Annotated in this window: 21 protein-coding genes; 9 read left to right on the top strand and 12 right to left on the bottom strand. The window is 71.7% G+C overall.

Going from position 1 to position 21,756, the window contains the following annotated elements; genetic code table 11:
- Positions 1–187: 187 nt before the first annotated feature.
- Complete coding sequence (locus tag FNH04_RS19110) at positions 188–1,279, top strand: hypothetical protein (protein ID WP_322723290.1); 1,092 nt, start codon at positions 188–190, stop codon at positions 1,277–1,279.
- 113 nt (positions 1,280–1,392) lie between these two features.
- Positions 1,393–2,043, top strand: a complete 651-nt coding sequence (locus tag FNH04_RS19105; RefSeq protein ID WP_152785818.1) for an HAD family hydrolase — start codon at positions 1,393–1,395, stop codon at positions 2,041–2,043.
- On the opposite strand, the gene FNH04_RS19100 is transcribed toward FNH04_RS19105, so the two are convergent.
- Complete coding sequence (locus FNH04_RS19100; protein ID WP_322723289.1) at positions 2,022–2,294, bottom strand: hypothetical protein; 273 nt, start codon at positions 2,292–2,294, stop codon at positions 2,022–2,024. The genes FNH04_RS19105 and FNH04_RS19100 overlap by 22 nt on opposite strands.
- A gap of 206 nt (positions 2,295–2,500) precedes the next feature.
- Here FNH04_RS19100 and FNH04_RS49055 point away from each other — a divergent pair, with 206 nt between their 5' ends.
- On the top strand, positions 2,501–2,884 hold the full coding sequence (locus FNH04_RS49055) for a cold-shock protein (protein WP_322723288.1): 384 nt from the start codon (positions 2,501–2,503) through the stop codon (positions 2,882–2,884).
- Between the two features lie 110 nt (positions 2,885–2,994).
- Here FNH04_RS49055 and FNH04_RS19090 read toward each other — a convergent pair whose 3' ends face one another.
- The 4 genes from FNH04_RS19090 to FNH04_RS19075 form a co-directional block, all read right to left on the bottom strand.
- On the bottom strand, positions 2,995–3,879 hold the full coding sequence (locus FNH04_RS19090; protein ID WP_152785814.1) for a 1,4-dihydroxy-6-naphthoate synthase: 885 nt from the start codon (positions 3,877–3,879) through the stop codon (positions 2,995–2,997).
- On the bottom strand, positions 3,869–4,582 hold the full coding sequence (locus FNH04_RS19085; protein ID WP_322723291.1) for a futalosine hydrolase: 714 nt from the start codon (positions 4,580–4,582) through the stop codon (positions 3,869–3,871). The genes FNH04_RS19090 and FNH04_RS19085 overlap by 11 nt, the downstream gene beginning before the upstream one ends.
- Positions 4,583–4,674: 92 nt before the next feature.
- Entirely contained in the window at positions 4,675–5,148 is a 474-nt protein-coding gene (locus FNH04_RS19080) for a DUF2771 domain-containing protein (protein ID WP_152785812.1), read from the bottom strand.
- Positions 5,149–5,254: 106 nt separating this feature from the next.
- Entirely contained in the window at positions 5,255–6,691 is a 1,437-nt protein-coding gene (locus FNH04_RS19075; RefSeq protein ID WP_322723287.1) for an MFS transporter, read from the bottom strand.
- A gap of 395 nt (positions 6,692–7,086) precedes the next feature.
- Here FNH04_RS19075 and FNH04_RS19070 point away from each other — a divergent pair, with 395 nt between their 5' ends.
- The 4 genes from FNH04_RS19070 (at position 7,087) to FNH04_RS19055 (ending at position 14,063) form a co-directional block, all read left to right on the top strand.
- A complete protein-coding gene (locus FNH04_RS19070; protein WP_322723286.1) occupies positions 7,087–8,016 on the top strand; it encodes a DUF3027 domain-containing protein in 930 nt (309 codons plus the stop codon).
- Positions 8,017–8,407: 391 nt separating this feature from the next.
- Entirely contained in the window at positions 8,408–11,524 is a 3,117-nt protein-coding gene (locus FNH04_RS19065) for a sacsin N-terminal ATP-binding-like domain-containing protein (protein WP_228031496.1), read from the top strand.
- Between the two features lie 278 nt (positions 11,525–11,802).
- Positions 11,803–12,705: a hypothetical protein gene (locus FNH04_RS19060; protein WP_152785808.1), complete on the top strand. Its 903-nt coding sequence runs from the start codon at positions 11,803–11,805 to the stop codon at positions 12,703–12,705.
- A gap of 437 nt (positions 12,706–13,142) precedes the next feature.
- Positions 13,143–14,063, top strand: coding sequence for a hypothetical protein (locus tag FNH04_RS19055; RefSeq protein ID WP_152785806.1), 921 nt, complete (start codon positions 13,143–13,145; stop codon positions 14,061–14,063).
- Between the two features lie 39 nt (positions 14,064–14,102).
- Here FNH04_RS19055 and FNH04_RS19050 read toward each other — a convergent pair whose 3' ends face one another.
- Positions 14,103–16,508, bottom strand: coding sequence for an HAD-IC family P-type ATPase (locus FNH04_RS19050; RefSeq protein ID WP_152785804.1), 2,406 nt, complete (start codon positions 16,506–16,508; stop codon positions 14,103–14,105).
- 266 nt (positions 16,509–16,774) lie between these two features.
- The gene (locus FNH04_RS49050) at positions 16,775–16,978 is read right to left on the bottom strand and encodes a hypothetical protein (RefSeq protein ID WP_228031495.1); all 204 of its coding nucleotides are present in this window, start codon (positions 16,976–16,978) and stop codon (positions 16,775–16,777) included.
- A 285-nt stretch (positions 16,979–17,263) separates the two neighbouring features.
- On the opposite strand from FNH04_RS49050, the gene FNH04_RS19040 reads away from it, so the two are divergent.
- A complete protein-coding gene (locus FNH04_RS19040; RefSeq protein WP_152785802.1) occupies positions 17,264–17,692 on the top strand; it encodes a hypothetical protein in 429 nt (142 codons plus the stop codon).
- A 21-nt stretch (positions 17,693–17,713) separates the two neighbouring features.
- On the opposite strand, the gene FNH04_RS19035 is transcribed toward FNH04_RS19040, so the two are convergent.
- The gene (locus FNH04_RS19035) at positions 17,714–17,923 is read right to left on the bottom strand and encodes a DUF397 domain-containing protein (protein ID WP_152785800.1); all 210 of its coding nucleotides are present in this window, start codon (positions 17,921–17,923) and stop codon (positions 17,714–17,716) included.
- Between the two features lie 7 nt (positions 17,924–17,930).
- On the bottom strand, positions 17,931–18,782 hold the full coding sequence (locus tag FNH04_RS19030; protein WP_152785798.1) for a helix-turn-helix domain-containing protein: 852 nt from the start codon (positions 18,780–18,782) through the stop codon (positions 17,931–17,933).
- A 238-nt stretch (positions 18,783–19,020) separates the two neighbouring features.
- Here FNH04_RS19030 and FNH04_RS19025 point away from each other — a divergent pair, with 238 nt between their 5' ends.
- Positions 19,021–19,461, top strand: coding sequence for an ATP-binding protein (locus FNH04_RS19025; RefSeq protein WP_152785796.1), 441 nt, complete (start codon positions 19,021–19,023; stop codon positions 19,459–19,461).
- Between the two features lie 57 nt (positions 19,462–19,518).
- Here the strand turns inward: FNH04_RS19025 and FNH04_RS19020 are convergent, their stop codons facing one another.
- The 3 genes from FNH04_RS19020 to FNH04_RS19010 all read right to left on the bottom strand — a co-directional run bounded on the left by FNH04_RS19020 (position 19,519) and on the right by FNH04_RS19010 (position 21,697).
- Positions 19,519–20,742, bottom strand: a complete 1,224-nt coding sequence (locus FNH04_RS19020; protein WP_152785794.1) for an RNA polymerase sigma factor — start codon at positions 20,740–20,742, stop codon at positions 19,519–19,521.
- Between the two features lie 7 nt (positions 20,743–20,749).
- Complete coding sequence (locus tag FNH04_RS19015) at positions 20,750–21,106, bottom strand: YciI family protein (protein WP_322723285.1); 357 nt, start codon at positions 21,104–21,106, stop codon at positions 20,750–20,752.
- A 231-nt stretch (positions 21,107–21,337) separates the two neighbouring features.
- Positions 21,338–21,697, bottom strand: coding sequence for a DUF2530 domain-containing protein (locus FNH04_RS19010; RefSeq protein ID WP_228031494.1), 360 nt, complete (start codon positions 21,695–21,697; stop codon positions 21,338–21,340).
- Between the last annotated feature and the right edge of the window lie 59 nt (positions 21,698–21,756).

Here is a 21,756-nt window from a genome sequence, read left to right as displayed (position 1 = left end):
GGGCCGGACCGGGCTGGGCTCCGGGCCTCCGTCTGCGGCTGCCCCGTGCTGTCGCGGGGCGCGTGCCGGTGGGTTGTGGCTGGTCGCGCAATTCCCCGCGCCCCTGTTGGGGGGCTTGGGGGTTTACGGGCGCGGTAACGTCTGTCGGTACCGGCTTGTGTACCGCACCCGCCCCGGAGGGGACTTCGTGGGGATCGAGAGTGACCAGGTTGTTCTGGAGTATCTGAGCCGGGTCGGTGACCTGGCTCAGCAGCGGCAGTTGCCGTCGGCGACGCGGATGCGGCTGGTGACGGAGTTGCGGAACGAGATCGACCGGCGGCGGGCGAAGTCGCCGGTGGACAGTCCGGCCGCCGTGCGCCGTATTCTCGCCCGCCTCGGTACACCGGACGAAGTCGTGGCCGCCGCGGGCAGCCCCGGTGAAGCATCGGCTCCGGAAGAGCCCCCGGCCGCCGTACCCGTTCAGCGTGCGGGCGAGCCGGCGGACGAGCGGCCCAAGGGGCTGCGGCGGATCGTGCCCCGTCCTCGCCCCGCCGAGCCCGAACCGGCGCCTGCCGTGGACGACGGGCCCGCCCCGCCCCACCTCGCCGGAATCGACGAGCTCGGCGACAGTGCCGTACAGCCCGACTGGTGGAGGGTCGAGGAGGGGCCCTTGAGCCGGCCCCGGGGAGGGCTGGACGGGGGCAACTTCGATCTCGGCGACAGCGTGCCCGGGTTCGTCGGGGGCGTCGAGATTCCCGAGCTCCTCAAGCCCCCGCCGGAGAAACGGGAGAAGCCGGGGAACCCGGAGAAGCTGGAGAAGCCGGAGAAGGCGCAGGGGGCCGCTCAGCCTGTGCCCGCGCAGCGGAGGGAGGGGGCGCCCGCCCTCGAGAAGGATGCCGCCGAGCCCGACGCGGGCGTCGAGCGTGGCCGTCGGCTCGGTCTGCCCCGGCTTCGGCACGGGGGCGGCTGGACCAATCCCCTTCTCCTCCTCGCCGCCGCCCTCCTCGTCGCGGGCGCCGTCGTCGGCAACCTCGTGCCCCTCGCTCTCGGCTGGCTGATCGCCTATCTGTCCCGCCGGCTCACCCCCGGCGAGGCCAAGTGGGCCGTCCTGGGTGTCCCCGGAACGGTCGCCGCCGCCGGGATCGTCTGGCTGTGGGGGCGTACCGAGGGCAGGTGGGGCGAGCCCATCGCCGAAGGGCACATGAGCGACGCGCTGGCCGAGACCTGGCCCTGGGTGCTGCGCGGAGCGGCCATCGCCTCCGCCCTCTTCCTGCTCTGGCGGTCCCAGCGCCCGCGCTAGGGGCGGTGGCCGTGGGTCACGCCCCCGCACACGAGGCCCGGACCGGTGCCCGGACGGGCGGCCGGACACCGTGCCCGGACCGGCGGCCGCGTGGCCTGGGCACAATGGCCCACATGGCCTCCTCGACCTCACCCAGGCCCGCCCCGGCCTCCGCACCCACCGTCGGCTTCGACCTCGACATGACGCTGATCGACTCGCGCCCCGGCATCCACGCCTGCTACCGGGAGCTCTCCTCGCGGACGGGCACGTACATCGACGCCGATCTGGCCGTCACCCGGCTCGGACCGCCGCTGGAGGAGGAACTGGCGTACTGGTTCCCGGCGGAGGAGATCGCGGCCGTGGCGGACCTGTACCGCGACATGTACCCCTCGGTCGCCATCGCCGCGACGTCCGCGCTGCCCGGCGCCCGTGAGGCGATCGGGGCCGTCCGGGAGGCGGGCGGCCGGGCGGTCGTCGTCACCGCCAAGTACGAGCCGAACGCCAAGCTGCACCTGGAACACCTCGGTATCGAGCCCGACGCCGTGATCGGGGACCTGTGGGCCGAGCAGAAGGCGCAGGCGCTGCGCGAGCACGGCGCGGACGTGTACGTCGGCGATCACACGGGCGACATACGCGGGGCGCGCGCGGCGCACGCGTACTCCGTGGCCGTGGCCACCGGGCCCTTCGACGCGGACGCGCTGCGCGCGGCGGGTGCGGACGCCGTCCTGCCGGACCTGACGGCGTTCCCGGACTGGCTGGTGGGCTACCGGGGCGCGGCGGCCTGACGGGGGCCCGCCTCGCGGGCGCGGCGGCGGCCCGCGGCGATCGACTGGAACACCCCCGCGCCGGCCACCAGGAATCCGACCCCCATGAGCATGCTCAGCCCGAACATGTAGGTGGGGAAAGGCGTCGTTCCGAGGAACAGCGGGGCCACGGTGACGAGGGTGGCCACGGCACCGAGGAAGAAAACGATCGAACCGGCGCGGATCAGCCGGTCACCGGGTTCGGCGGAATTCGTTTGGGTTTTGTCGCGCACCGGACCAGGGTAGTTCCCAGCCCGAAGGAACAGCCGGGTGACGTCTTGTCACCAGGCTCCGGACCATTAGCCTTGGTACCGGCGGGTCCGGACGGCCCGCTCTAGTGCTGTACGGGGCTGTTTCCGCACACCCGGAACACGCCCAGAACACACTCAGCACACTTTTCCGACGCAGTTTCCGACGAGTAACGAGGACGAGGACAGACGTGCCTACCGGCAAGGTCAAGTGGTTCAACAGCGAGAAGGGCTTCGGCTTTCTCTCCCGTGACGACGGCGGCGATGTCTTCGTCCATTCCTCGGTTCTGCCCGCCGGAGTCGACTCCCTGAAGCCGGGCCAGCGCGTGGAGTTCGGCGTCGTCGCCGGGCAGCGCGGTGACCAGGCGCTCTCCGTGGTCATCCTGGATCCGACGCCGTCGGTCGCGGCCGCGCAGCGCAAGAAGCCGGACGAACTGGCCTCCATCGTCCAGGACCTGACGACCCTTCTCGAGAACATCACCCCGATGCTGGAGAAGGGCCGCTACCCCGACAAGGCCTCCGGCAAGAAGATCGCGGGCCTGCTGCGCGCGGTCGCCGACCAGCTGGACGTCTGACCCACGGGAAGACGTCCGACCTACGGGAAATCGAGCTCTTCCGGGCCGAGGGGCGGCACCAGCCCCTCGGCCCGGAAGCGCTGTGTCGGCTGGTGGCCGTCGGCCGGTGTTCAGGGGAACGTGAGCGCGTCCGGACCGAGGGCCGGTACGAGTCCTTCGGCCGCCGCGCGCGTCAGCAGGCCCCGGACCGCCGCGTAGCCGTCCTCGCCGAGGTCGGCCGTGAACTCGTTGACGTACAGGCCGATGTGCTGGTCGGCGACGGCCGGGTCCATCTCCTGGGCGTGTTCGAGGACGTACGGGCGGGATGCCTCCGGGTCGTCCCAGGCGGCCCGGACGGACGTACGAATGGACTCGGCGAGCAGCCGCAGCGCCCCGTCGCCCAGCGCGCGCCGGGCGATGATCGCGCCCAGCGGGATCGGCAGTCCGGTCGTGCGCTCCCAGTGCTCGCCCATGTCGGCGAGCTTGTGCAGCCCGTAGTTCCGGTACGTGAAGCGCGCCTCGTGGATGACGAGCCCCGCGTCGACCTTCCCGTCCCGTACGGCCGGCATGATCTCGTGGAACGGCATGACCACGATCTCGCCGACCCCGGCGGGCAGCGTGTCCGCGGCCCAGAGACGGAAGAGCAGATACGCCGTCGACCTCTCGCTCGGCACCGCGACCGTACGCCCCGCGAGGTCGACCCCCGGCTCCCGGGTGAGCACCAGCGGCCCGCAGCCCCGGCCCAGCGCGCCCCCGCAGGGCAGCAGCGTCCACTCGTCGAGGACGTACGGCAGGACCGCGTACGACACCTTCAGCACGTCGAGCTCGCCGCGCTCGGCCATGCCGTTGGTGATGTCGATGTCCGCGAAGGTCACGTCGAAGGCGGGTGCGCCGGGGACGCGGCCGTGGGCGAGCGCGTCGAAGACGAACGTGTCGTTCGGACAGGGCGAGTACGCGATCCGCAGGGACTCGCCGGTCGGCTCACTGGTCGGGGCACTGGTCGGGTCAGTGGTCATAGGTGTTCCAACTCTCCAGTACGGGCGCGAGCTTCCCGAAGCCCTCGGTGAGCGCGGCCAGCGCGTCGCCGATGCGCCAGGCTGCGCGGTCGCGGGGGCCCACGGGGTTGGAGACGGCCCGCAGTTCCAGGACGGGCGTACCGTGCGCGGCGGCGGCCTCGGCGACCCCGAAGCCCTCCATGGCCTCGGCGAGGGCGAGGGGGTGGCGCGTACGGAGCACCGCCGCGCGCTCGGCGCTGCCGGTCACCGTGGAGACGGTCAGCACGCCCCCGGCGCGCGCCCCCAGGGCGGCTGCGGCCTCTCGTACGAGTGATTCCGGTGGACGGTGGTGGACGACACCGAAGCCCAGCTCGGTGACCGGGAGGAAGCCGTCGGGGGCGCCGGGTGCCTCGGCGCCCAGATCGGCGGCCGTGATGGCGTCCGCCACGACGAGCGAGCCCAGTGGGGCGTCCGGCTGGAATCCGCCCGCGATACCGGCGGAGACGACGAGGCCGTACGGCGTGCCGCGCAGGGCCGCGGCGGTGAGCGCGGCGGCGGTGGAGGAGGCGGCCGCTGCGGGACCGACGCCGGCGGCGAGGAGGTCGTACCGGCACGGTCCGCGGTTGTACCGCCGCAGGGTCACCGCGGGGAGCCGTACCTCCTCGGCGGGGCCCGGGAAGGCCCGCGCCACCGCGTCCCGTTCGACGGCGACCGCGGTGGCCACGAGGACGCGTACGGCGGGGGCGGGTCCCGCGGAGCCGTCCGCGGGGGTGGTGTCCGCCGCCGTGCCCGCGGGGGGCTTGTCCGCGGACGTGGTCAGGCGTCCTTCTTGAGCTTGAAGGACCACAGCCCGGTGACCTGGGTCTCGCCCTGGCGGACGGAGACGACCGTGCTGTTGCCCTGGGCGCCGTACTGGGCGTTGAAGAACACGCTGCCCGGGATCGTGCGGTACGTCTTCTTGCTGGCCTCGGTCAGCGGCTGACCGTTCATGAGGATCGTCCAGCCCTCGTCCGCGATCTCCGGGTCGACGCCGAAGCGGACGGTCTCGTCCGGGTCCACCTCGATGGTCTTGATGTCCTTGGCCTTCAGGCACTTCGCGAGCTCGGCGGTGTCGACCGACTTGCCGTCCTTGTAGCAGTCGGTCTCGGTGCTCACCGAGTTGTCGCCGACCGTGAGTGTGGCCAGCGGGGTCGGCTTCTCGCAGGCGGACAGGAGGAGAAGGCCGGCGGAGACGGCGCCGAGAGTGGCGACGGCGCGACGTCGGCGCGCCTCGGAACGCAGGGAGGTCATGGCCGAAGGCTATCGGGCATGGCCGGAGCCCCCTCCACGAGGGGTACGCGGGCGTGCCGCGCGCCGGGCCGCGCTCTCACGCGCCCGTGGTTTCCGGGCCGCGCTCTCACGCGACCCGTGCTTTGGGCGTGCCCCCGTGCCGGGCGGAGGAGAGCAGCCCGCGCACGGTCGTGAGCCATCCGGCACCGACGATCGCGGCGGCCACCGTGAGGCCGAGGACGCCGTTGAGGGGCAGGGCGATACCGATGGCGCCGCCGACGACCCAGGACATCTGCAGCAGCGTCTCGGAGCGCGCGAAGGCCGACGTACGGACGGACTCCGGCACGTCCCGCTGGATCAGCGCGTCCAGGGACAGCTTGGCGAGGGCCTGCGCGAACCCGGCGACCGCGCCGAGGCACGCCACCAGGACCGGCGAGAAGAACACCGCCGCCGTGATCGCGACGCCCAGTTCGATGGCGACGACGGTCACGATGATGATCTCGGGCGCCCGTGACCTCAGCCAGGCCCCGACGGCCGTGCCCAGCGCGTTGCCGACGCCCGCCGAGACACCCACTATGCCGAGCGACACCGCCGCGCTCTGCCCGGCCATCGGGTGCTCGCGCAGCAGGAACGCCAGGAAGAAGATCAGGAAGCCGGACAGGCAGCGCAGCGAGGCGTTGGCGGCGAGGGCGTGGGTGACCGCGATACCGACGGTCCGCAGCCCCGGCCGCTTCAGCGTCCTGTCGCGGTGCGGTCCGTGCAGGTGCTCCGCGTCCGCCGCGAGCAGCGCCGTGTCCTCGCCCTTGGCCGAGTCGACCTTGTGCGGCAGCGAGAAGGAGAGGAACATCCCGGCGATGAAGATCACGAAAGCGCCGTAGAGCGGCCACCGCGGCCCGACGGCCTGCAGCCCCGCCCCGATCGGCGCGGCGACCCCGGTGGCGAGCAGCCCACCGAGCGTGACGCGCGAGTTCGCCTTCACGAGGGAGAACCGGGGCGGCAGCAGACGCGGCACGACCGCGCTTCTGACCACCCCGTACGCCTTGGAGGCGACGAGCACGCCGAGCGCGGCCGGGTACAGCTCGATGCCGCCGGTGACGACGGCGCCGGACAGGAGCAGGGCGAGCAGCGCGCGGGCGAGCATGGCCCCGGCCATGGCGGCGCGGCGACCGTGCGGGAGCCGGTCGAGGAGCGGCCCGATCACGGGGGCGAGCAGTGTGAACGGTGCCATGGTGATGGCGAGGTAGAGGGCGACACGGCCCCGCGCCTCGTCCGTCGGCACGGAGAAGAACACGGTCGAGGCGAGAGCGACGGTGATCATGACGTCCCCCGCGCCGTTGACCCCGTGCAGCTCGATGAGCTTGCCGAGCCCCGACTCCCCGGCGCCGTGCGCGTGCGTGGCCTTCCTGATCCCGCGCGCCGTCCCGGTCACCGGCAGATGCAGGGCACGCCCCACCGAACGGACGGCCCCACTCACCCGGCTCGATCCGTCGCTCCGGCTGCTCTCCTTGTTCCCCTTGGCCCCACCGGTCCCGGTAGCACCTTGGGGCGACCGCGCGGCTCCCACTCCGTCATAGTGCCCCGACTCGACCGTTCATAGCGCGGTTCCGGCCCGCATGGGCGCGCCCGGGCTCGGCGGCGGGGCCTGGGCGCGGGGAACGGCGCGGTGCACAGCCGACCGAAACCCGACCACGACATCAGGATGCTGTCTTTGATCGGGGGCCTCGGGCGCGGCCCCGACAAGCCCCGGGCGGCCCTTCGTTCCGGGCCCCCGTACGATGCACGGCGCCGTACATGACCGCCGGTGCCACGCCCCGCCCCCGTATGGCGCAGAATGGATGACGTAGGTGCGCCCGAGCGCGTTCGGGCACGGACGTCGACGCGGTCCCCAGGTCCGCTCCGTCCGCGGCCCCCGCCGAGGGACGGTGCACTATGAGACGGCGTAGGAGAGAAGCGATACCTGTGAGCGCAGCGACCACGCGAAGCCGCACCCCCGACCGTCTGTGCGCGGAGGCCGTCGACCTCGCCCGCGCCGCCGCCGAGGAGGCCGCAGCGCCCGGCGTCGTCGGCGAGCACACGGGGCTCGCCACCGAAGCGGACCGGGTCGTCACGCACTTCTTCGAGTGCGAGGAGCTCGGCTACCGGGGCTGGCGCTGGGCGGTCACCGTGGCGAGGGCCTCGCGCGCGAAGATCGTGACGCTCGACGAGGTCGTCCTCCTCCCCGGCCCCGACGCCCTCCTCGCCCCCGAGTGGGTGCCCTGGAGCGAGCGCCTGCGCCCCGGCGACATGGGCCCGGGCGACCTGCTGCCCACCGACGCCGAGGACCTGCGCCTCGAGCCCGGTTTCTCCGGCGAGGAGGAGCCGGCACCGAACGCCGCCGTCTCCCACGACATGGCCGAGCTGGTGGAGGCCGAGGACGCGGACGTCACCGCCGGGGTGCCGGCGAACCTGCCGTTCGCGCCAGCACGCGGTTCGATCGCCGCCGTCGCCGAGGAGCTCGGCATGCGCCGTGCCCGGGTCCTCTCCCGCTACGGGCTGCACACCGCCGCCGACCGCTGGGAGGAGACGTACGGCCCCAAGTCGGCCATGGCCCAGGCGGCACCCGCGTCCTGTGTGAGCTGCGGCTTCCTGACACCCATCGGCGGCTCGCTGGGACAGGCCTTCGGTGTCTGCGCGAACGAGTTCTCCCCGGCGGACGGCCGCGTCGTGTCGCTGGCGTACGGCTGTGGGGGCCACTCGGAGGCGGCGGTGATGCCGAAGCCGCCGCGGCCGGCTCCGCCGGTGATCGACGAGACGAAGGTGGACCACTTCCCGCTGCGCCCCTCCCCCGACTCGGGTTCGGTGTCGGTGGCGGCGGCGGACGAGGACTCGGCCGAACTGGGGCACTCGTAGCGGCGCCACGGCAGGGCCCACGCTGTGCGGGCCCGAGGAGGTGACACCGCGCTGTGTGGCACATGCGGCTCCGCCGCGTGCGCGGCCGGTGGGTCGCTGCGGCCAGGGGTTCGGGGCGCGGCCCCGAAGGGGCGCGGGGCTGTGTCGACGTGCGGCTCCGCCGCGATGGGGGTCCCCCCTGTTCGAGCGAAGCCGAGAAACTTGGGGGAGCGACCGGCCATGGACGGCCCGCACCCATCCCGCGACACCACGGGGCTGTCACGGACGGGGTGGGCCGGGCGCCGCCCCCGGAGGCGGCCACCCCGCCTCCGGGTGCCTCCACGGACTCCGGGCGCCCTCCGGTCCCCGCCGCACGGTACCTTCGTGCACCACGCGACAGGGAAGGTGAACCGTGAGCAAGTTCGTGCGGCCGGCGCCCGAGGGTGCGGACCCGTTCGGGACGGCCCGGCTGCGGCGCGGGGTGCTGGACGCCTGGGCCACCAGCCCGGCCCGCTTCCGCGAGGACGCCAACGCCGAGGAGGATCTCGTCCTCGGCGGGTACCGGGACCGCCTCGTCGTCGAGCTCGCCCAGAACGCCGCGGACGCCGCGGCCCGGGCCGAGGTGCCCGGCCGGCTGCGGCTCACCCTGCGCGACGGCGTCCTCGTCGCCGCCAACACCGGCGCCCACCTCGACGCGGCCGGAGTGGAGTCCCTGTCCACCCTGCGCGCCTCCGCCAAGCGGGACACGCACGAGGTCACCGTGGGCCGGTTCGGCGTCGGCTTCGCCGCCGTGCTCGCGGTCACCGACGAGCCCGCCGTCGTCGGGCGGCACGGCGGAGTCCGCTGGTCCCTCGCCGAGGCCCGTGAACTCGCGGCGGACGTCGCACGGCACAGCCCCGGACTCGGCGACGAGCTCCGGCGGCGCGACGGGCACGTACCCCTGCTGCGGCTGCCGTTCGCGGCCGAGGGCAGCGCCCCGGAGCCGTACGACACCGTCGTGATCCTGCCGCTGCGGGACACCGCCGCCCGTGATCTCGCCGAGCGGCTCCTGAACGCCGTGGACGACGCGCTGCTGCTGGCCCTGCCCGGCCTCGAGGAGGTTGTCGTCGAGGCCGGCGACGAGACCCGTACGCTCCGCCGCCGTCCCCGCGAGCACGGGGTGACGGTCGAGGACTCCCGCGAGGGCACCACCTACTGGCGTACGGCCGCCCAGCAGGGCCCCACCGACGCGAAGCTCCTCGCGGACCGGCCCGTCGAGGAGCGGCTGCGCCCGTACTGGTCCGTCACCTGGGCCGTGCCCATCGACGCCGACGGCAGCCCGGTCCGCCCACGCACCGCGCCCGTCGTCCACGCCCCCACGCCCAGCGACGAGCCCCTGGGCGTACCCGCGCTGCTCATCGCCTCGTTCCCGCTGGACACCACGCGCCGCCACGCCGCGCCCGGCCCGCTCACCGACTTCCTCGTCGAGCGCGCGGCCGACGCGTACGCCGAACTCCTCGCCGACTGGCGCCCGGTGACCCCCGGCATCATCGACCTCGTACCCGGCCCGCTGGGCAAGGGCGAGCTCGACGGGGCGCTGCGCCAGGCGATCCTCGACCGGCTGCCGCGCACCGCCTTCCTGCCCCCGGCGATCGACCCGGGCGGGAGCGACGAGCGTCCCGAGGCCCTGCGCCCCCGGGACGCCGAGGTCGTCGAGGGCGCCGGTGCCGACACGGTGAGCGTCCTGGCCGAGGTGCTGCCCAGCCTCCTGCCGGCCGGACTGGAGCGCCGGGTGGAGCTGCGGACGCTGGGTGTCGCCCGGGTCCCGCTCACCGAGGCCGTCGACCGGCTCGCCGGTCTGGAGAAGGCCCCCGAGTGGTGGCGGCGGCTCTACGACAGCCTCGCCGGGGTCGACCCCGACCGGCTGTCCGGGCTGCCCGTACCGCTGGCCGACCGCCGTACGACGATCGGACCCCGGCAGGTCCTGCTGCCCACCCCGGACGGGGCGGGCGTCGAACCCGGGATGCTGGCCCGCCTCGGGCTCAAGGTCGCCCACCCGGACGCCGCGCACCCCCTCCTGGAGAAGCTCGGCGCGCTGCCCGCGACCCCCCGCGCCGTACTCACCACCCCGCAGGTGCGGGCCGCCGTGGCCGCCTCCCTGGACGAGGACGCCGGGGGATGGGAGGAGGACGCTCCCGACGCCGAGGAGCTGGCGGACACCGTCCTCGCGCTCGTCCGCGACGCGGGCCTCGAACCCGGTGACGAGCCCTGGCTCGGCGCCCTCGCCCTCCCCGACGAGGAGGGCGAGCTCGCGCCCGCCGGTGAGCTGGTCCTCCCCGGCAGCCCGTTCGCCCAGGTCATGCGCGAGGACGAGCTGGCCTCCGTGGACACCGAGCTGGCCGAACGCTGGGGCGAGCAGCCGCTGGCCGCCTGCGGGGTGCTGGCCGACTTCCTCCTCGTACGGGCCACCGACGTCGTCCTCGACCCGGACGAGCTGGAGCCGCGGGATGGCGACTTCGCCGAGCCCGACGACGCGGGGCTGCTGGACGCCGTCGACGTGTGGTGCGAGGACGTCCTCGACCGGCTGCCGGACACGCCCGTACCGCCGGTCGCTACCGAGATCGTCGCCGTGCGGGACCTGGATCTCGTGGACGACGACCGCTGGCCACAGGCCCTCGCCCTGCTCTCCCGGCCGCCGTTGCGCGACGCGCTCACCCAGCCCGTGCGGGTCCTGCTGCCGGACGGGACGCACGAGATCGTCCGCTCGTACACGGCGTGGTGGCTGCGCGGCAACCCCGTCCTGGACGGCCGCCGCCCCGCCGGTCTCCTCGCCGCCGGCGGCGACCCGCTCCTGCGCGGCCTGTACGACGAGGCCGACGCCACGGGCTTCGACGACGAGCAGGTCCTGCGGGCGCTGGGCGTACGGACCTCCGTGGCCGCCCTCCTCGACGAGCCCGGCGGTGCGGCCGAGCTCCTCGACCGCCTCGCCGACCCGGACCGCCGGGTCTCGGCCACCCAGCTCCACGCCCTGTACGGCGCGCTGGCCGACCTCGACCCGGAGCAGGTGACCCTGCCGGACGAGCTGCGGGCCGTACTGGACGGGGAGGTCACCGTCGTGGACGCGGCCGACGCCGTGGTCGTCGACTCGCCGGACCTGCTGCCCTTCACGGGCGGAGTGCCGCTGCTGCCCGTACGGCCGTCGCGGGCCGCCGATCTCGCCGAGCTCTTCCAGGTGCGGCGGCTGAGCGAGTCGGTGACGGGCGAGGTGGACTCCGAGGGCACGGAGCACGACGTACCGGAGCCGGTGCGGGTGCTGCTGGGGCCGTCCACCCCCGCCTCCTACGTCGAGCACGAGGAGCTCGTCGTCGACGGCGTCGAGCTGGACTGGCGCCGTACGCGCGACGGTGTGCTGCACGCGTCCACGCTGGAGGGCGTCGCGGCGGGGCTGGCCTGGGCGGCCGGCCAGTGGCCGCGGCGCTTCGAGGTGGCGGCGCTGCTGGAGGACCCGTCCAGGACGGAGGAGCTGGCGCGGGACCGCTGGTTCGACTGAGCGTTCGGCTGAGCGACTGAGCGGCTGAGTCTTCTCCGGCTTCTCCGGCTTCTCACGGCCAGGGCCGTCCTCACCGGACGGCCCTGGCCGTTTTCCGGCGGCCTGGTCCGGATTTGTGAATGTGATCTACGCAACTTCTGCAAAACATGTTCACTTCCCGTGCAACCGTCCGGCCCCCTCGCGGATCTCATCTGGCGAACCATCAGGTTCACCAAGACCATTCGGGTCCCGCGTGACAGCGCTCTGCCGCGGGATCCCCTTTTTCACGTGGGGAACGCATGCGCATTCGTGCCACTGTGGCCGTCGTCTCCGGCGCCCTGGCCCTCTCCGCTTTCGCCGTGCCGGCCGCGCAGGCCGACGGATCGGCGTCCAACGCCGACATCGCCAAAATCGCCAAGGCCGCGGACTCCGGCAGGACCACGTTCGACGCGGCGGCGGGCGAGCCGTACGCCCTCGACGCCACCTTCTCGAACGTCAAGATCAACAAGGGCAAGGCCATCGCTGTCGGCACCACCAAGGTGGTGAAGGCTCCGGTCACCTTCACGCTGACGCACGGCGCGGACGTGGACTACACGGCGGAGGACTTCTTCGCCTTCGTCGAGCTGTACCGGGGTGCCTCCTTCGAGGACGCCGACTGGGCCTGGGACACCGACCCGGCCGTCTGCACCGCCGTCACCGACACGACGGCCTCCTGCACCACCACCCTGGAGCTCGACCCCATCGCGCTCCTGAACGAGGACGCCGGTTCGTGGAAGGTGGCCGCCTTCGCGGTCGCGTTCAACGGAGAGAACCTGGAGGACCCCGACCTCTCCAAGGTCGGTGTCGCCGTCCAGGACCCGGCCGCCGCGTCCGTCAAGCTCCAGCGCTACTCCAAGCTGACGGTCAACGCCTCGCCCGAGCCGGTCAAGAAGGGCAAGACCATCACGGTCACCGGCAAGCTGACCCGCGCCAACTGGGACACGGGCAAGTACGCCGGCTACACCAACCAGTCGGTGAAGCTCCAGTACAAGAAGAAGGGCGCGTCCAGCTACTCGGACGTCAAGACGGTCAAGTCCGGCTCCGGCGGCGCCCTGAAGACCACGGTCAAGGCCACCGCCGACGGCTACTTCCGCTACGTCTTCGCGGGCACCTCGACGACCCCGGCGGTCAAGGCCAAGGGTGACTTCGTCGACGTGAAGTAATCGCGCGGGGCCTGTGCGGACAACGCTCCGCGCAGGCCCGCGCAGGCCCTCGCCGGGCAGAACGGGCCCCTGGAATCCGCCGTCACCGGATTCCAGGGGCCTTTTCGTGGGCGTCCGTGCCCTTTTCGTGGCGTCCGTGCCGCCCCGGTCGTCGGAGCCCCCAGCCGTCGGAGCCCCCAGCCGTCGGAGCTCCCGGTCGCCGGAGCCTCCGGTCGCCGGTGCGTGGTGAGGGCGAGGTCGCGCGGCTCAGGAGCCGTTCCGGTCCGGCGCGGGTCCGCCCAAGTCCGATCTTGGTAACAGGAACACAACATCATCATCCTGTGTACAACCATTCCCGCCGGTAGCAGGTCTGATCGTGCTGAGTCAGCAGACTCCATGATCAACCGGGCCCCGCGTGAGCGGACTCCGCAGGGCCCCTTTCTCCACCAGGAGATCGCATGCGCATTCGTGCCACCGTGGCCGCCGTCTCCGGCGCCCTGGCCCTTTCCGCCCTCGTCGTTCCCGCCGCGCAGGCGGACGGCGCCGCCTCCCGCGCGGACCTCGCCAAGATCCGGGAAGCCGCCCACGCCGGTTCCTCCGGGAACACCGCGTTCAGCACCTCCGCCGCGGAGGACGAGCCGTACGCGATGGACGTCACCTTCTCGAACTTCAAGATCGCATCGGCGATCAAGGTCGGCACCACCAACCAGGTCACCGTGCCGGTCACCTACACCCTGACCCACGGCGCGGACGTCGACATCACCGCCGAGGACTTCTTCACCGACCCCTACATCTACAAGGGCGCGTTCGACACCCCGGACAACATCCTGTTCGGCAACGAGTCGGCCACCTGCACCGCCACCTCGTCGACCACCGCCTCCTGCACGGGCCGGATCGACGTCTACCCGGCCGAGGGCGAACTGCTCAACTCCGACGCCGGCAGCTGGAAGGGCGGCGTGATGGCCGTCGCCTTCAACGGCCAGGACCCGTCCAGCGACTCCTTCGACGTCACCAAGGTCGGTTTCGCCGACCAGGGAGACCTCGCCTCCACGAAGGTCCAGCGCTACTCCAAGCTGACGGTCAACGCCGGCCCGGAGCCCGTCGCCAAGGGCAAGACGGTGACCTCCACCGGCAAGCTGACCCGCGCCAACTGGGAGACCAACACCTACAAGGGCTACACCAACCAGCCGGTCAAGCTGCAGTTCCGCAAGGCGGGAACCAGCACGTACACCACCATCAAGACGGTGTACTCGGACTCGTACGGCAACGTGAAGGCGACCGCCACGGCCACCTACGACGGCTACTGGCGTTTCCGCTTCGAGGGCACCTCGACCACCCCGGCGGTCTCCGCCACGGGTGACTACGTCGACGTGCGGTAGCGGGCCCGGCAGAGCTCCGGGGCCCCGCGCTCCAAGGGCTTACGCGGGAAAGCGGCGGCCGACCCACTTCCACAGGAACTCCAGGGCGACCGCCGCCACCGCCGCGATGCCGACGGCCAGCCACGGCATCGCGGCGCCCACCAGCTTCAGGGCGAAGAAGTCCTGGAGCCAGGGCACCATCAGGACCAGCACGAAACCGAGGCCCATCGACGCCACCAGGCCGAGCCGCCACCAGGTGTAGGGGCGGGCGATGACGGCCAGCACCCACATGGAGATCAGGAACAGCGTGAGAGTGGCTGCGCTGGTCTCCGCGTCCAGTGAGCCGGGCCCGGTGTAGTGGTGCCGGGCCAGCAGATACGTCACGAAGGTCGCCAGCGCCGCGAGCACACCGCCCGGGACCGCGTACCGCATCACCCGCCCGACGAAGTCCGGTTTCGCCCGCTCCTTGTTGGGCGCCAGGGCGAGGAAGAAGGCCGGGACGCCGATCGTCAGGGTAGACAGCAGCGTCAGATGCCGGGGCAGGAACGGGTACTCCACCTGCCAGCACACCACCAGGATCGCCAGCAGCACCGAGTAGACGGTCTTCACCAGGAACAGCGTCGCCACGCGCGTGATGTTGCCGATGACCCGCCGCCCCTCCGCCACGACCGACGGCAGCGTGGCGAAGCTGTTGTTCAGCAGCACGATCTGGGCGACGGCCCGGGTCGCCTCCGACCCCGAGCCCATGCTCACCCCGATGTCGGCGTCCTTGAGCGCCAGCACGTCGTTCACCCCGTCGCCCGTCATCGCCACGGTGTGCCCGTTCGACTGCATGGCGCCCACCATGTCCCGCTTCTGCTGCGGGGTGACCCGCCCGAACACGGTCCCCGCGTCGAGCGCGTCCGCCATCTGAGGGCGCTCGGCGGGCAGCCGCCGGGCGTCCACGACCTCCCCGCTGAGCCCCAGCTTCCCGGCCACCGCGCCGACGGAGACCGCGTTGTCGCCGGAGATCACCTTGGCCTGTACGTTCTGCTCCTCGAAGTAGCGGAGCGTGTCGGCGGCGTCCGGGCGCAGCCGCTGCTCCAGTACGACGAGCGCGGTGGGCCGGCCGCCCTCCGTGACCTCCGGCGAGTCCAGCTCACGGTCGTGGTGTGCACGGACCAGCAGCAGCACCCGCAGCCCCTCCTCGTTCAGCCGCTCGGTCTCGGCGAGCGCCGGGTCGCCGTCGGCCAGCAGGACGTCGGGGGCGCCCAGCAGCCACGTACTCGACTCGCCGTTGCCCTCGCTGAACGAGGCCCCGCTGTACTTGCGGGCCGAGGAGAAGGGCAGCGACTCGGTGCAGCGCCAGCCGTCGCCGTCCGGGTACGCGTCCATGATCGCCCGGAGGGAGGCGTTCGGCCGGGGGTCCGACTCGCCGAGGGCGTTCAGCACCTTCCGTATGTACGACTCGTCGGCGCCGTCCAGGGCCCGTAGCTCGGTGACGTCCATACCGCCCTCGGTGAGCGTGCCCGTCTTGTCGAGGCAGACGGTGTCGACGCGGGCGAGCCCCTCGATGGCCGGCAGCTCCTGCACCAGGCACTGCCGGCGCCCCAGCCGGATCACGCCGATGGCGAAGGCGACGGAAGTGAGGAGCACCAGGCCCTCCGGGACCATGGGCACGATGCCGCCGACGGTCCGCGCGACCGAGTCCCTGAAGTCGTTGTGCTTGACGACCAGCTGGCTGATGACGAGCCCGATCGCGGTGGGGACCATCATCCAGGTCACGTACTTGAGGATCGTGGAGATACCGGACCGCAGCTCGGACGAGACGAGCGTGAACCGGGACGCCTCCTCGGCGAGCTGCGCCGCGTACGCCTCGCGCCCGACCTTGGTCGCGGTGAAGGCCCCGCCGCCGGCGACGACGAAACTTCCGGACATGACCGGGTCCCCCGGCTGCTTGACGACGGGATCGGCCTCCCCGGTGAGCAGCGACTCGTCGACCTCGAGACTGTCGGCCTCGACGCACTCGCCATCGACGACGATCTTGTCCCCCGGCCCGATCTCGATCAGATCCCCCAGCACGATCTCCGAGGTGCTGACCTGGGAGGCCACCCCGTCCCGCCGTACGGTCGGCCGGACCTCCCCGATCAGGGCCAGCGAGTCCAGGGTTCTCTTGGCCCGCCACTCCTGGACGATCCCGATCCCCGTGTTCGCGAGGATGACGAACCCGAACAGACCGTCCTGGATCGGCGCGACGAACAGCATGATCAGCCAGAGCACGCCGATGATCGCGTTGAACCGGGTGAAGACGTTCGCGCGGACGATGTCCACGGTGGAGCGGCTGCTCCGCACGGGAACGTCGTTCACCTCACCGCGGGCCACCCGCTCGGCCACCTCGGCGGCGGCCAGCCCGACCGCCCGCCGGGATGCGGGGACGGGAACGGGATGCACAGGATCGAGGTTGGCGCCCGCGTCGATGTGCGTCATGTCTCCGACGGTACGTGCGGATTGGGGGGTTCACCCCCTGGGGGGCGGAAGATCCGACTTGGGGAGGAGGGGGCGACCGCCGCCACCGCCGCGAGAGGGCGTAGAGCACGCTCTGGGAGGCACCCGGAGCAGATCTCAAACGTGGTCCGAGCCGGTTGTCGGTCCGAGCGCCTTGGGGCGAAGCCCGGCAACGACCCAGTGGCGAGCGAGGCGGGCTCAGCCGCTGGTACTGCTGGTACTGGGCGCCGTGACCGGCTGCTTGTCCATCAGTCCCTGATCAGAGGGTTCCTGATCAGCGGGTTCCTGATCAGCGGAGCGTAGGGCTCCCCCTCCGGCGTGAAGATCAGGGCGAAGTCGTCCCCGGCCCCCACGGCCACCTCCCGCAAGCGGGTCAGGGCGTCCGCCTCGCTGGGAAGGCCGAGTCCGAGGGCTGCGGCGGCACGGTCCCGTCGGGCCGCCAGGCCCGGCATGTCCTCCAGGTACTCGGCCGCGCGTTCCCGGCTCTCCTCCGCGGTGAACGTCCTGCAGTCACGCCACCACGGGGCGACCAGCAGGAGCCGCAGGAGTTCGGGAGCCCGATGGCGATCAGGGCCGCGCTTCCTTCGGAGTCCGCGTACAGGACGGGCGTCAACGCCATTCGGGGTGCCAAGCGTGACGTACCTTGACGCCTGATGTCCTTGTCAGGGCACGTGAGGGCCAAGTCTTGGGGGTGCGTGGTGGTCGGACAGGTGGTCCGCCGAGGTGTTCGGCTCGGGGTGCGCATCGGACTGGTGTCGGCGATCATCTGCGGCTGCGTGTGGCTCGTTGCCGCCGCGATGTGGCTTTCCACCGGGACGCGTCAAGATGCTCTGGCAGGTCTCATCCGTGGCATTGCCGCGGTGGGCGGAAGTATGGGGATCGGCGTCCTGCTCGGTGCGGTGACCGGGGGCGCACTTGCGCTGTCGCCTGAATGGCTTGCCTCTCGGGCGCCGCTGCGGGGGCTGCTTGCCGGAGCCGTCGCCAGCACGGTGTTCCTGGGTGAGACCGCCGTTGTGGCCGTCGCGACCGACGGAGGTTACGGGCCGATGCTCCTCACACTGCTTGCCACTCCGGTGGCTGGTGGTGTGGCAGCGGCGCACAGCGGGGACGTCCTGGGGCGCACGCGTTGTCACTCTTGGTTGTGGGGTACGCCGCATCCTCGTTAGGTGCCGTCGTCGTTGGCCAAGTCAGGCCGAGGGCGTCTCCGTGCCGAGCCTGCCGGCTTTTATGCCGTTGAGGAGGTGGGCCAAGGGGGCGGGAACTGTTGTCAGTTGGATGCTTGGGGTGTCGCTTTCGCGGAGGTGGAGGGTGGTGGGGGTGGAGGCGAGTTCCAGGCAGTTGTTCCCCTCGCCTCCGCCTGAGAAGGACGACTTCTGCCAGCTGTCGGGGGTGGTCATCAGTACCTCACAGTTCCTTTGCCAGCCTGGTGATGAGGTCACGCGACTGTTCAGGGTCGAGCGACGCGGCTTCTACCTTACGGAAGAGCGTTCGAAATGCACCGAGTTGGGCTTCGGAGTCGATGAAGGCTGTGCCATGGGGCGCGTCGCGTACGGCTGTGTCCAGCTTGGGTACGGCGCCGCCCGCGTACATCATGGCGCTCCAAGCGCCGGCGAAGCCGTCCAGGTCGAACGGGATGACACGCACGGTGATGTGGTCCGCAGCGGAAAGGTCCAGGACGCGGGTGAGTTGAGCCCGCGCGGCCGCTCGATCGCCGACTCTGATGCGTAGCGCGGCTTCGTGGATCACTGCTTCATACGGGGTGGGGTTGGCCCCTTCGATGACGAGCTTCCTGTCCATCCGATGATGGACGCGCAGTTCCACATCCTCATCGGGCAGCGAGGGGACCTGGTACGAGAACAGGGCGCGGGCGTAGTCCGCCGTCTGGAGGAGCCCGGGAACGTGGAGGAACTCCACGTCGTGTCGGTAGGTGGCGTGATGTTCCAGCTCGGCGAGATCCAGGTAAGGCGCGGGCAGCAGGCCCCGGTACCTCTCCCACCACCCGCGTGTTCGATCGGTCGCCATCGCCGCCAGCGCTTCGGTCAACTCGACGTCCGTACAGGAATAGTGAGCGGCGAGCCGTCGTACGCGCGCTTCGCTCACGCCCGCGAAACCCGACTCGATCTGACTCATCTGTGCTGAGTCCGACCCGAGCAGCGCGGCGGCTTCGCGCGCCTTGAGGCCTGCTGCCTCGCGTAGTTTGCGCAGTTCGGCACCCAGGCGCTCCTGGCGTGCGGTGGGCTGCTGCCTGCGGGTCATGGCTTTCTCCTCGCCCCAACTGCTCGGAAACAGCTACTCGTTCGAGCGGCAGAGTACGGCAGCGACTTGCGCGAGCACAAATTTGGGCCCTACCGTCAGTGACGCGCCACACACGCTGCGGAACGCCGGGAACCTCCGGAAGCGCACCACTCCGTCCTGCCATGACGGCTGCGGCAATGCCACCGCCCGCGACCGCCGCGATCAGCCCATTCCCCCTCTTTCTGACAGGAGTTCACTCATGCCCGAAAACCGAGCTGCCGACGTGTCCGCCGAACTCAGCCAAGAACCCTGGGAGTACATGCTGTACATCCCCCACGACCCCCGCGCGGTCACCGTCTGTCGCCGTACCCTCCGCCTGATCCTCACCATGCACGGCCTGGCTCATCTCACCGACACCGCCGAGCTCCTCGTGACGGAGCTGGTCTCCAACGCCGTACGGCATACGAAAGGTCCCGCCGCCCTGCGCGTGTACTGGTCGGCCGGTGTCCTGCGGATCGGGGCCTGGGACGCCGATTCCGAACCGCCTGAGCCCCCGAACGAGCTGGCCCAGCTCACCGATGCCGAGGACGGGCGGGGTCTGGCCCTGGTCCGAGACTGCGCCGATCTGTGGGGCTGGCAGCCGCTCGCCAGGAACGGCAGTCGGGGCAAGTTCGTGTGGTGTGATCTGGCTGCCGTGTAGCGGCATGACGGCCCTGGTGCGGGGCTCCTCGGCGGGCTCACGTCCTTCGTGTAGCCCTCAAGCCTGTGCGAGTTGCCGGAGTCTTTGGTGCAGGAAGGCGCGTTCGGGCGCGTTCTGGGTGTGGGCGAGCGCCGCCTCGTATGCCGACGCCGCCTCGTCGTTGCGGCCGAGGCGGCGCAGCAGGTCGGCGCGGATGGCGTGGAAGAGGTAGTAGTTGTCGAGGTCGAGATCGTCGATGAGGAGGAGTGCCGCCTGCGGTCCTTCGACTTCGGCCACGGCGACGGCGCGGTTGAGTGCCACAACCGGGCTCGGGGCGAGGGAGAAGAGCTGGTTGTACAGCTGCAGGATCTGCGGCCAGTCCGTTGCGGCCGCCGTGGGTGCGTCGCTGTGAACGGCGTTGATGGCCGCCTGGATCTGGTAGGGGCCGGGCTGATCGCGGTGTATGCAGCGTCGGACGATGGCCTGGCCTTCAGCTATGAGATCGCGGTCCCACAGGCTGCGGTCCTGGTCGGCCAGGAGTACCAGGTCGCCGCCCTCGGTGGTGCGGGCGGCCCGGCGTGAGTGGGTGAGCAGCATGAGCGCCAGCAGTCCCAGGGCCTCCGGTTCGTCGGGCATCAGCTCGACGAGGAGCCGTCCGAGGCGAATGGCCTCCGCGCACAGGTCCTCGCGGGCCAGCTGCTCACCCGAGCTTGCCGTGTAGCCCTCGTTGAAGACCAGATAGACGACGGCCAGAACGGCCCGCAGCCGGTCGGGCAGGTCGGCGTCGACCGGGACCCGATAGGGGATCCCCGCGTGGCGGATCTTGCTCTTGGCCCGGACCAGTCGCTGGGCCATGGTCGGCTCGGGTACCAGGAAGGCATGCGCGATCTCCGCGGTGGTCAGCCCGCCGAGCAGCCGCAGCGTCAGCGCGACCCGCGCTGCCGGGGCGAGCGCGGGGTGACAGCAGGTGAAGATCAGGCGCAGCCGGTCGTCGCGCACGGGGCCCTCCTCGGCCGGTTCGCCGGCGGCGTGCAGCAGGGCGGCCTGGGCATGCCGATCCTCGCGGGATGCCTCCCTGCGCAGCCTGTCGATGGCCCGGTTGCGGGCGGTGGTGATGATCCATCCCGCCGGACTCGGGGGCACACCAGTGGACGGCCACCGCTTCACCGCCTCGGTGAACGCGTCCTGGACGGCCTCCTCGGCGAGGTGGATGTCGCCCAAGGCGCGGATCAGGACGGCCACCGTGCGCCCGTACTCGGCACGGAAGACCCGTTCGATCACGGGCGCGGGAGCCTGCGGCATGCCGATGTCACCCGCAGTGTCCGTCCTGCAGCGGCCTGACCTCGATCGGAAGAGTGATCGCCCGGGCCAGCTTGCGCCCCCACTCCAGGGCGGCGTCGAGATCGGGCGCCTGGATGATGGTGAACCCGCCGAGGTGCTCCTTGCCCTCGATGTACGGACCGTCGGTCGTGAGCACCTCATTGCCCTTCAGCCGCACCACCGTGGCTGTGCTCGCCGGATGCAGGCCCGCGGCGAACACCCAGGCGCCGGCTGCCCTCATCTCGGCGTTCACCGCCTCGACGTCCCGCATGATCGGCTCCAGGAACTCGGGCGGCGGCGGGGCGTCGGAGTCCGGCTGGTAGATGCTGAGCAGGTACTGCTTCACAGTGGTCCTCCTTGATCACCGCCGGCACGATGCCGGCCTCTCACCCTCCATACGAACGGCCCTGCCCCGGATCGACACCTCGGCACAAGAATGTCGGAGAGACTTCTCCGCGCGGCACCGAAGAGGCGTCGGACGCCACCCCGCGCCAAGGAGGAGGAGTGAGTGGGCGGGCCGGGTCCTCGACGTTGATCAGCTCATTGAGATCGCGCATCCCGTATCCCGCATCCCGCGTCACTTCTGGGGCTGCTCGGTGGTCGCGGGGCCCGGGGTCGGCTCGGGCGTCGGGTCCGGGGTCGGCTCCGGTGCCGGATCTGCCTCGGGTGACTGGTCCGGGGCGGCCGCCCTGAGCGCCGCGTCTCGTTTGATCGCCGCGTCGCGCTTGCGGACGTACCAGATGCCGATCAGGCCGAGGCCGGCGCCGGCCAGACAGGTCCACAGCCACCATGTGTGGCCGTTGTCGTCGAACCAGCCGAAGAACGGGAGCTGGACGAGGAAGAGGACGAACCACACGATCGTGCCGCCGGTGATGGTGGCGACCACGGGGCCTTCCAGGGGCTCCGGCGCCTCGTGCTTGGGGGTCCACTTCGCCATGGGGACAAGCTTACGAGGACGGTCCAGGGGGGATCGGGGTGGTCCACGTGGGCTGTGAC

Source organism: Streptomyces phyllanthi (genome assembly GCF_009377205.1).
In the GTDB taxonomy this organism is placed as follows: Bacteria; Actinomycetota; Actinomycetes; order Streptomycetales; family Streptomycetaceae; genus Streptomyces; species Streptomyces phyllanthi.
Note: the sequence above shows the minus strand (reverse complement) of the source record. Positions and strands in the feature narration are given on the sequence as shown.

Bases quoted from the DNA above. Each gene is read 5' to 3' on its own strand.
- FNH04_RS19010 (WP_228031494.1), bottom strand. From the start codon at position 21,697: ATGGCGAAGTGGACCCCCAAGCACGAGGCGCCGGAGCCCCTGGAAGGC.
- FNH04_RS19060 (WP_152785808.1), top strand. From the start codon at position 11,803: ATGCGCATTCGTGCCACTGTGGCCGTCGTCTCCGGCGCCCTGGCCCTC.
- FNH04_RS19105 (WP_152785818.1), top strand. From the start codon at position 1,393: ATGGCCTCCTCGACCTCACCCAGGCCCGCCCCGGCCTCCGCACCCACC.
- FNH04_RS19055 (WP_152785806.1), top strand. From the start codon at position 13,143: ATGCGCATTCGTGCCACCGTGGCCGCCGTCTCCGGCGCCCTGGCCCTT.
- FNH04_RS19090 (WP_152785814.1), bottom strand. From the start codon at position 3,879: ATGACCACTGACCCGACCAGTGCCCCGACCAGTGAGCCGACCGGCGAG.
- FNH04_RS19035 (WP_152785800.1), bottom strand. From the start codon at position 17,923: ATGACCACCCCCGACAGCTGGCAGAAGTCGTCCTTCTCAGGCGGAGGC.
- FNH04_RS19025 (WP_152785796.1), top strand. From the start codon at position 19,021: ATGCCCGAAAACCGAGCTGCCGACGTGTCCGCCGAACTCAGCCAAGAA.
- FNH04_RS19050 (WP_152785804.1), bottom strand. From the start codon at position 16,508: ATGACGCACATCGACGCGGGCGCCAACCTCGATCCTGTGCATCCCGTT.
- FNH04_RS19080 (WP_152785812.1), bottom strand. From the start codon at position 5,148: ATGACCTCCCTGCGTTCCGAGGCGCGCCGACGTCGCGCCGTCGCCACT.
- FNH04_RS49050 (WP_228031495.1), bottom strand. From the start codon at position 16,978: ATGCCGGGCCTGGCGGCCCGACGGGACCGTGCCGCCGCAGCCCTCGGA.
- FNH04_RS19030 (WP_152785798.1), bottom strand. From the start codon at position 18,782: ATGACCCGCAGGCAGCAGCCCACCGCACGCCAGGAGCGCCTGGGTGCC.
- FNH04_RS19020 (WP_152785794.1), bottom strand. From the start codon at position 20,742: ATGCCGCAGGCTCCCGCGCCCGTGATCGAACGGGTCTTCCGTGCCGAG.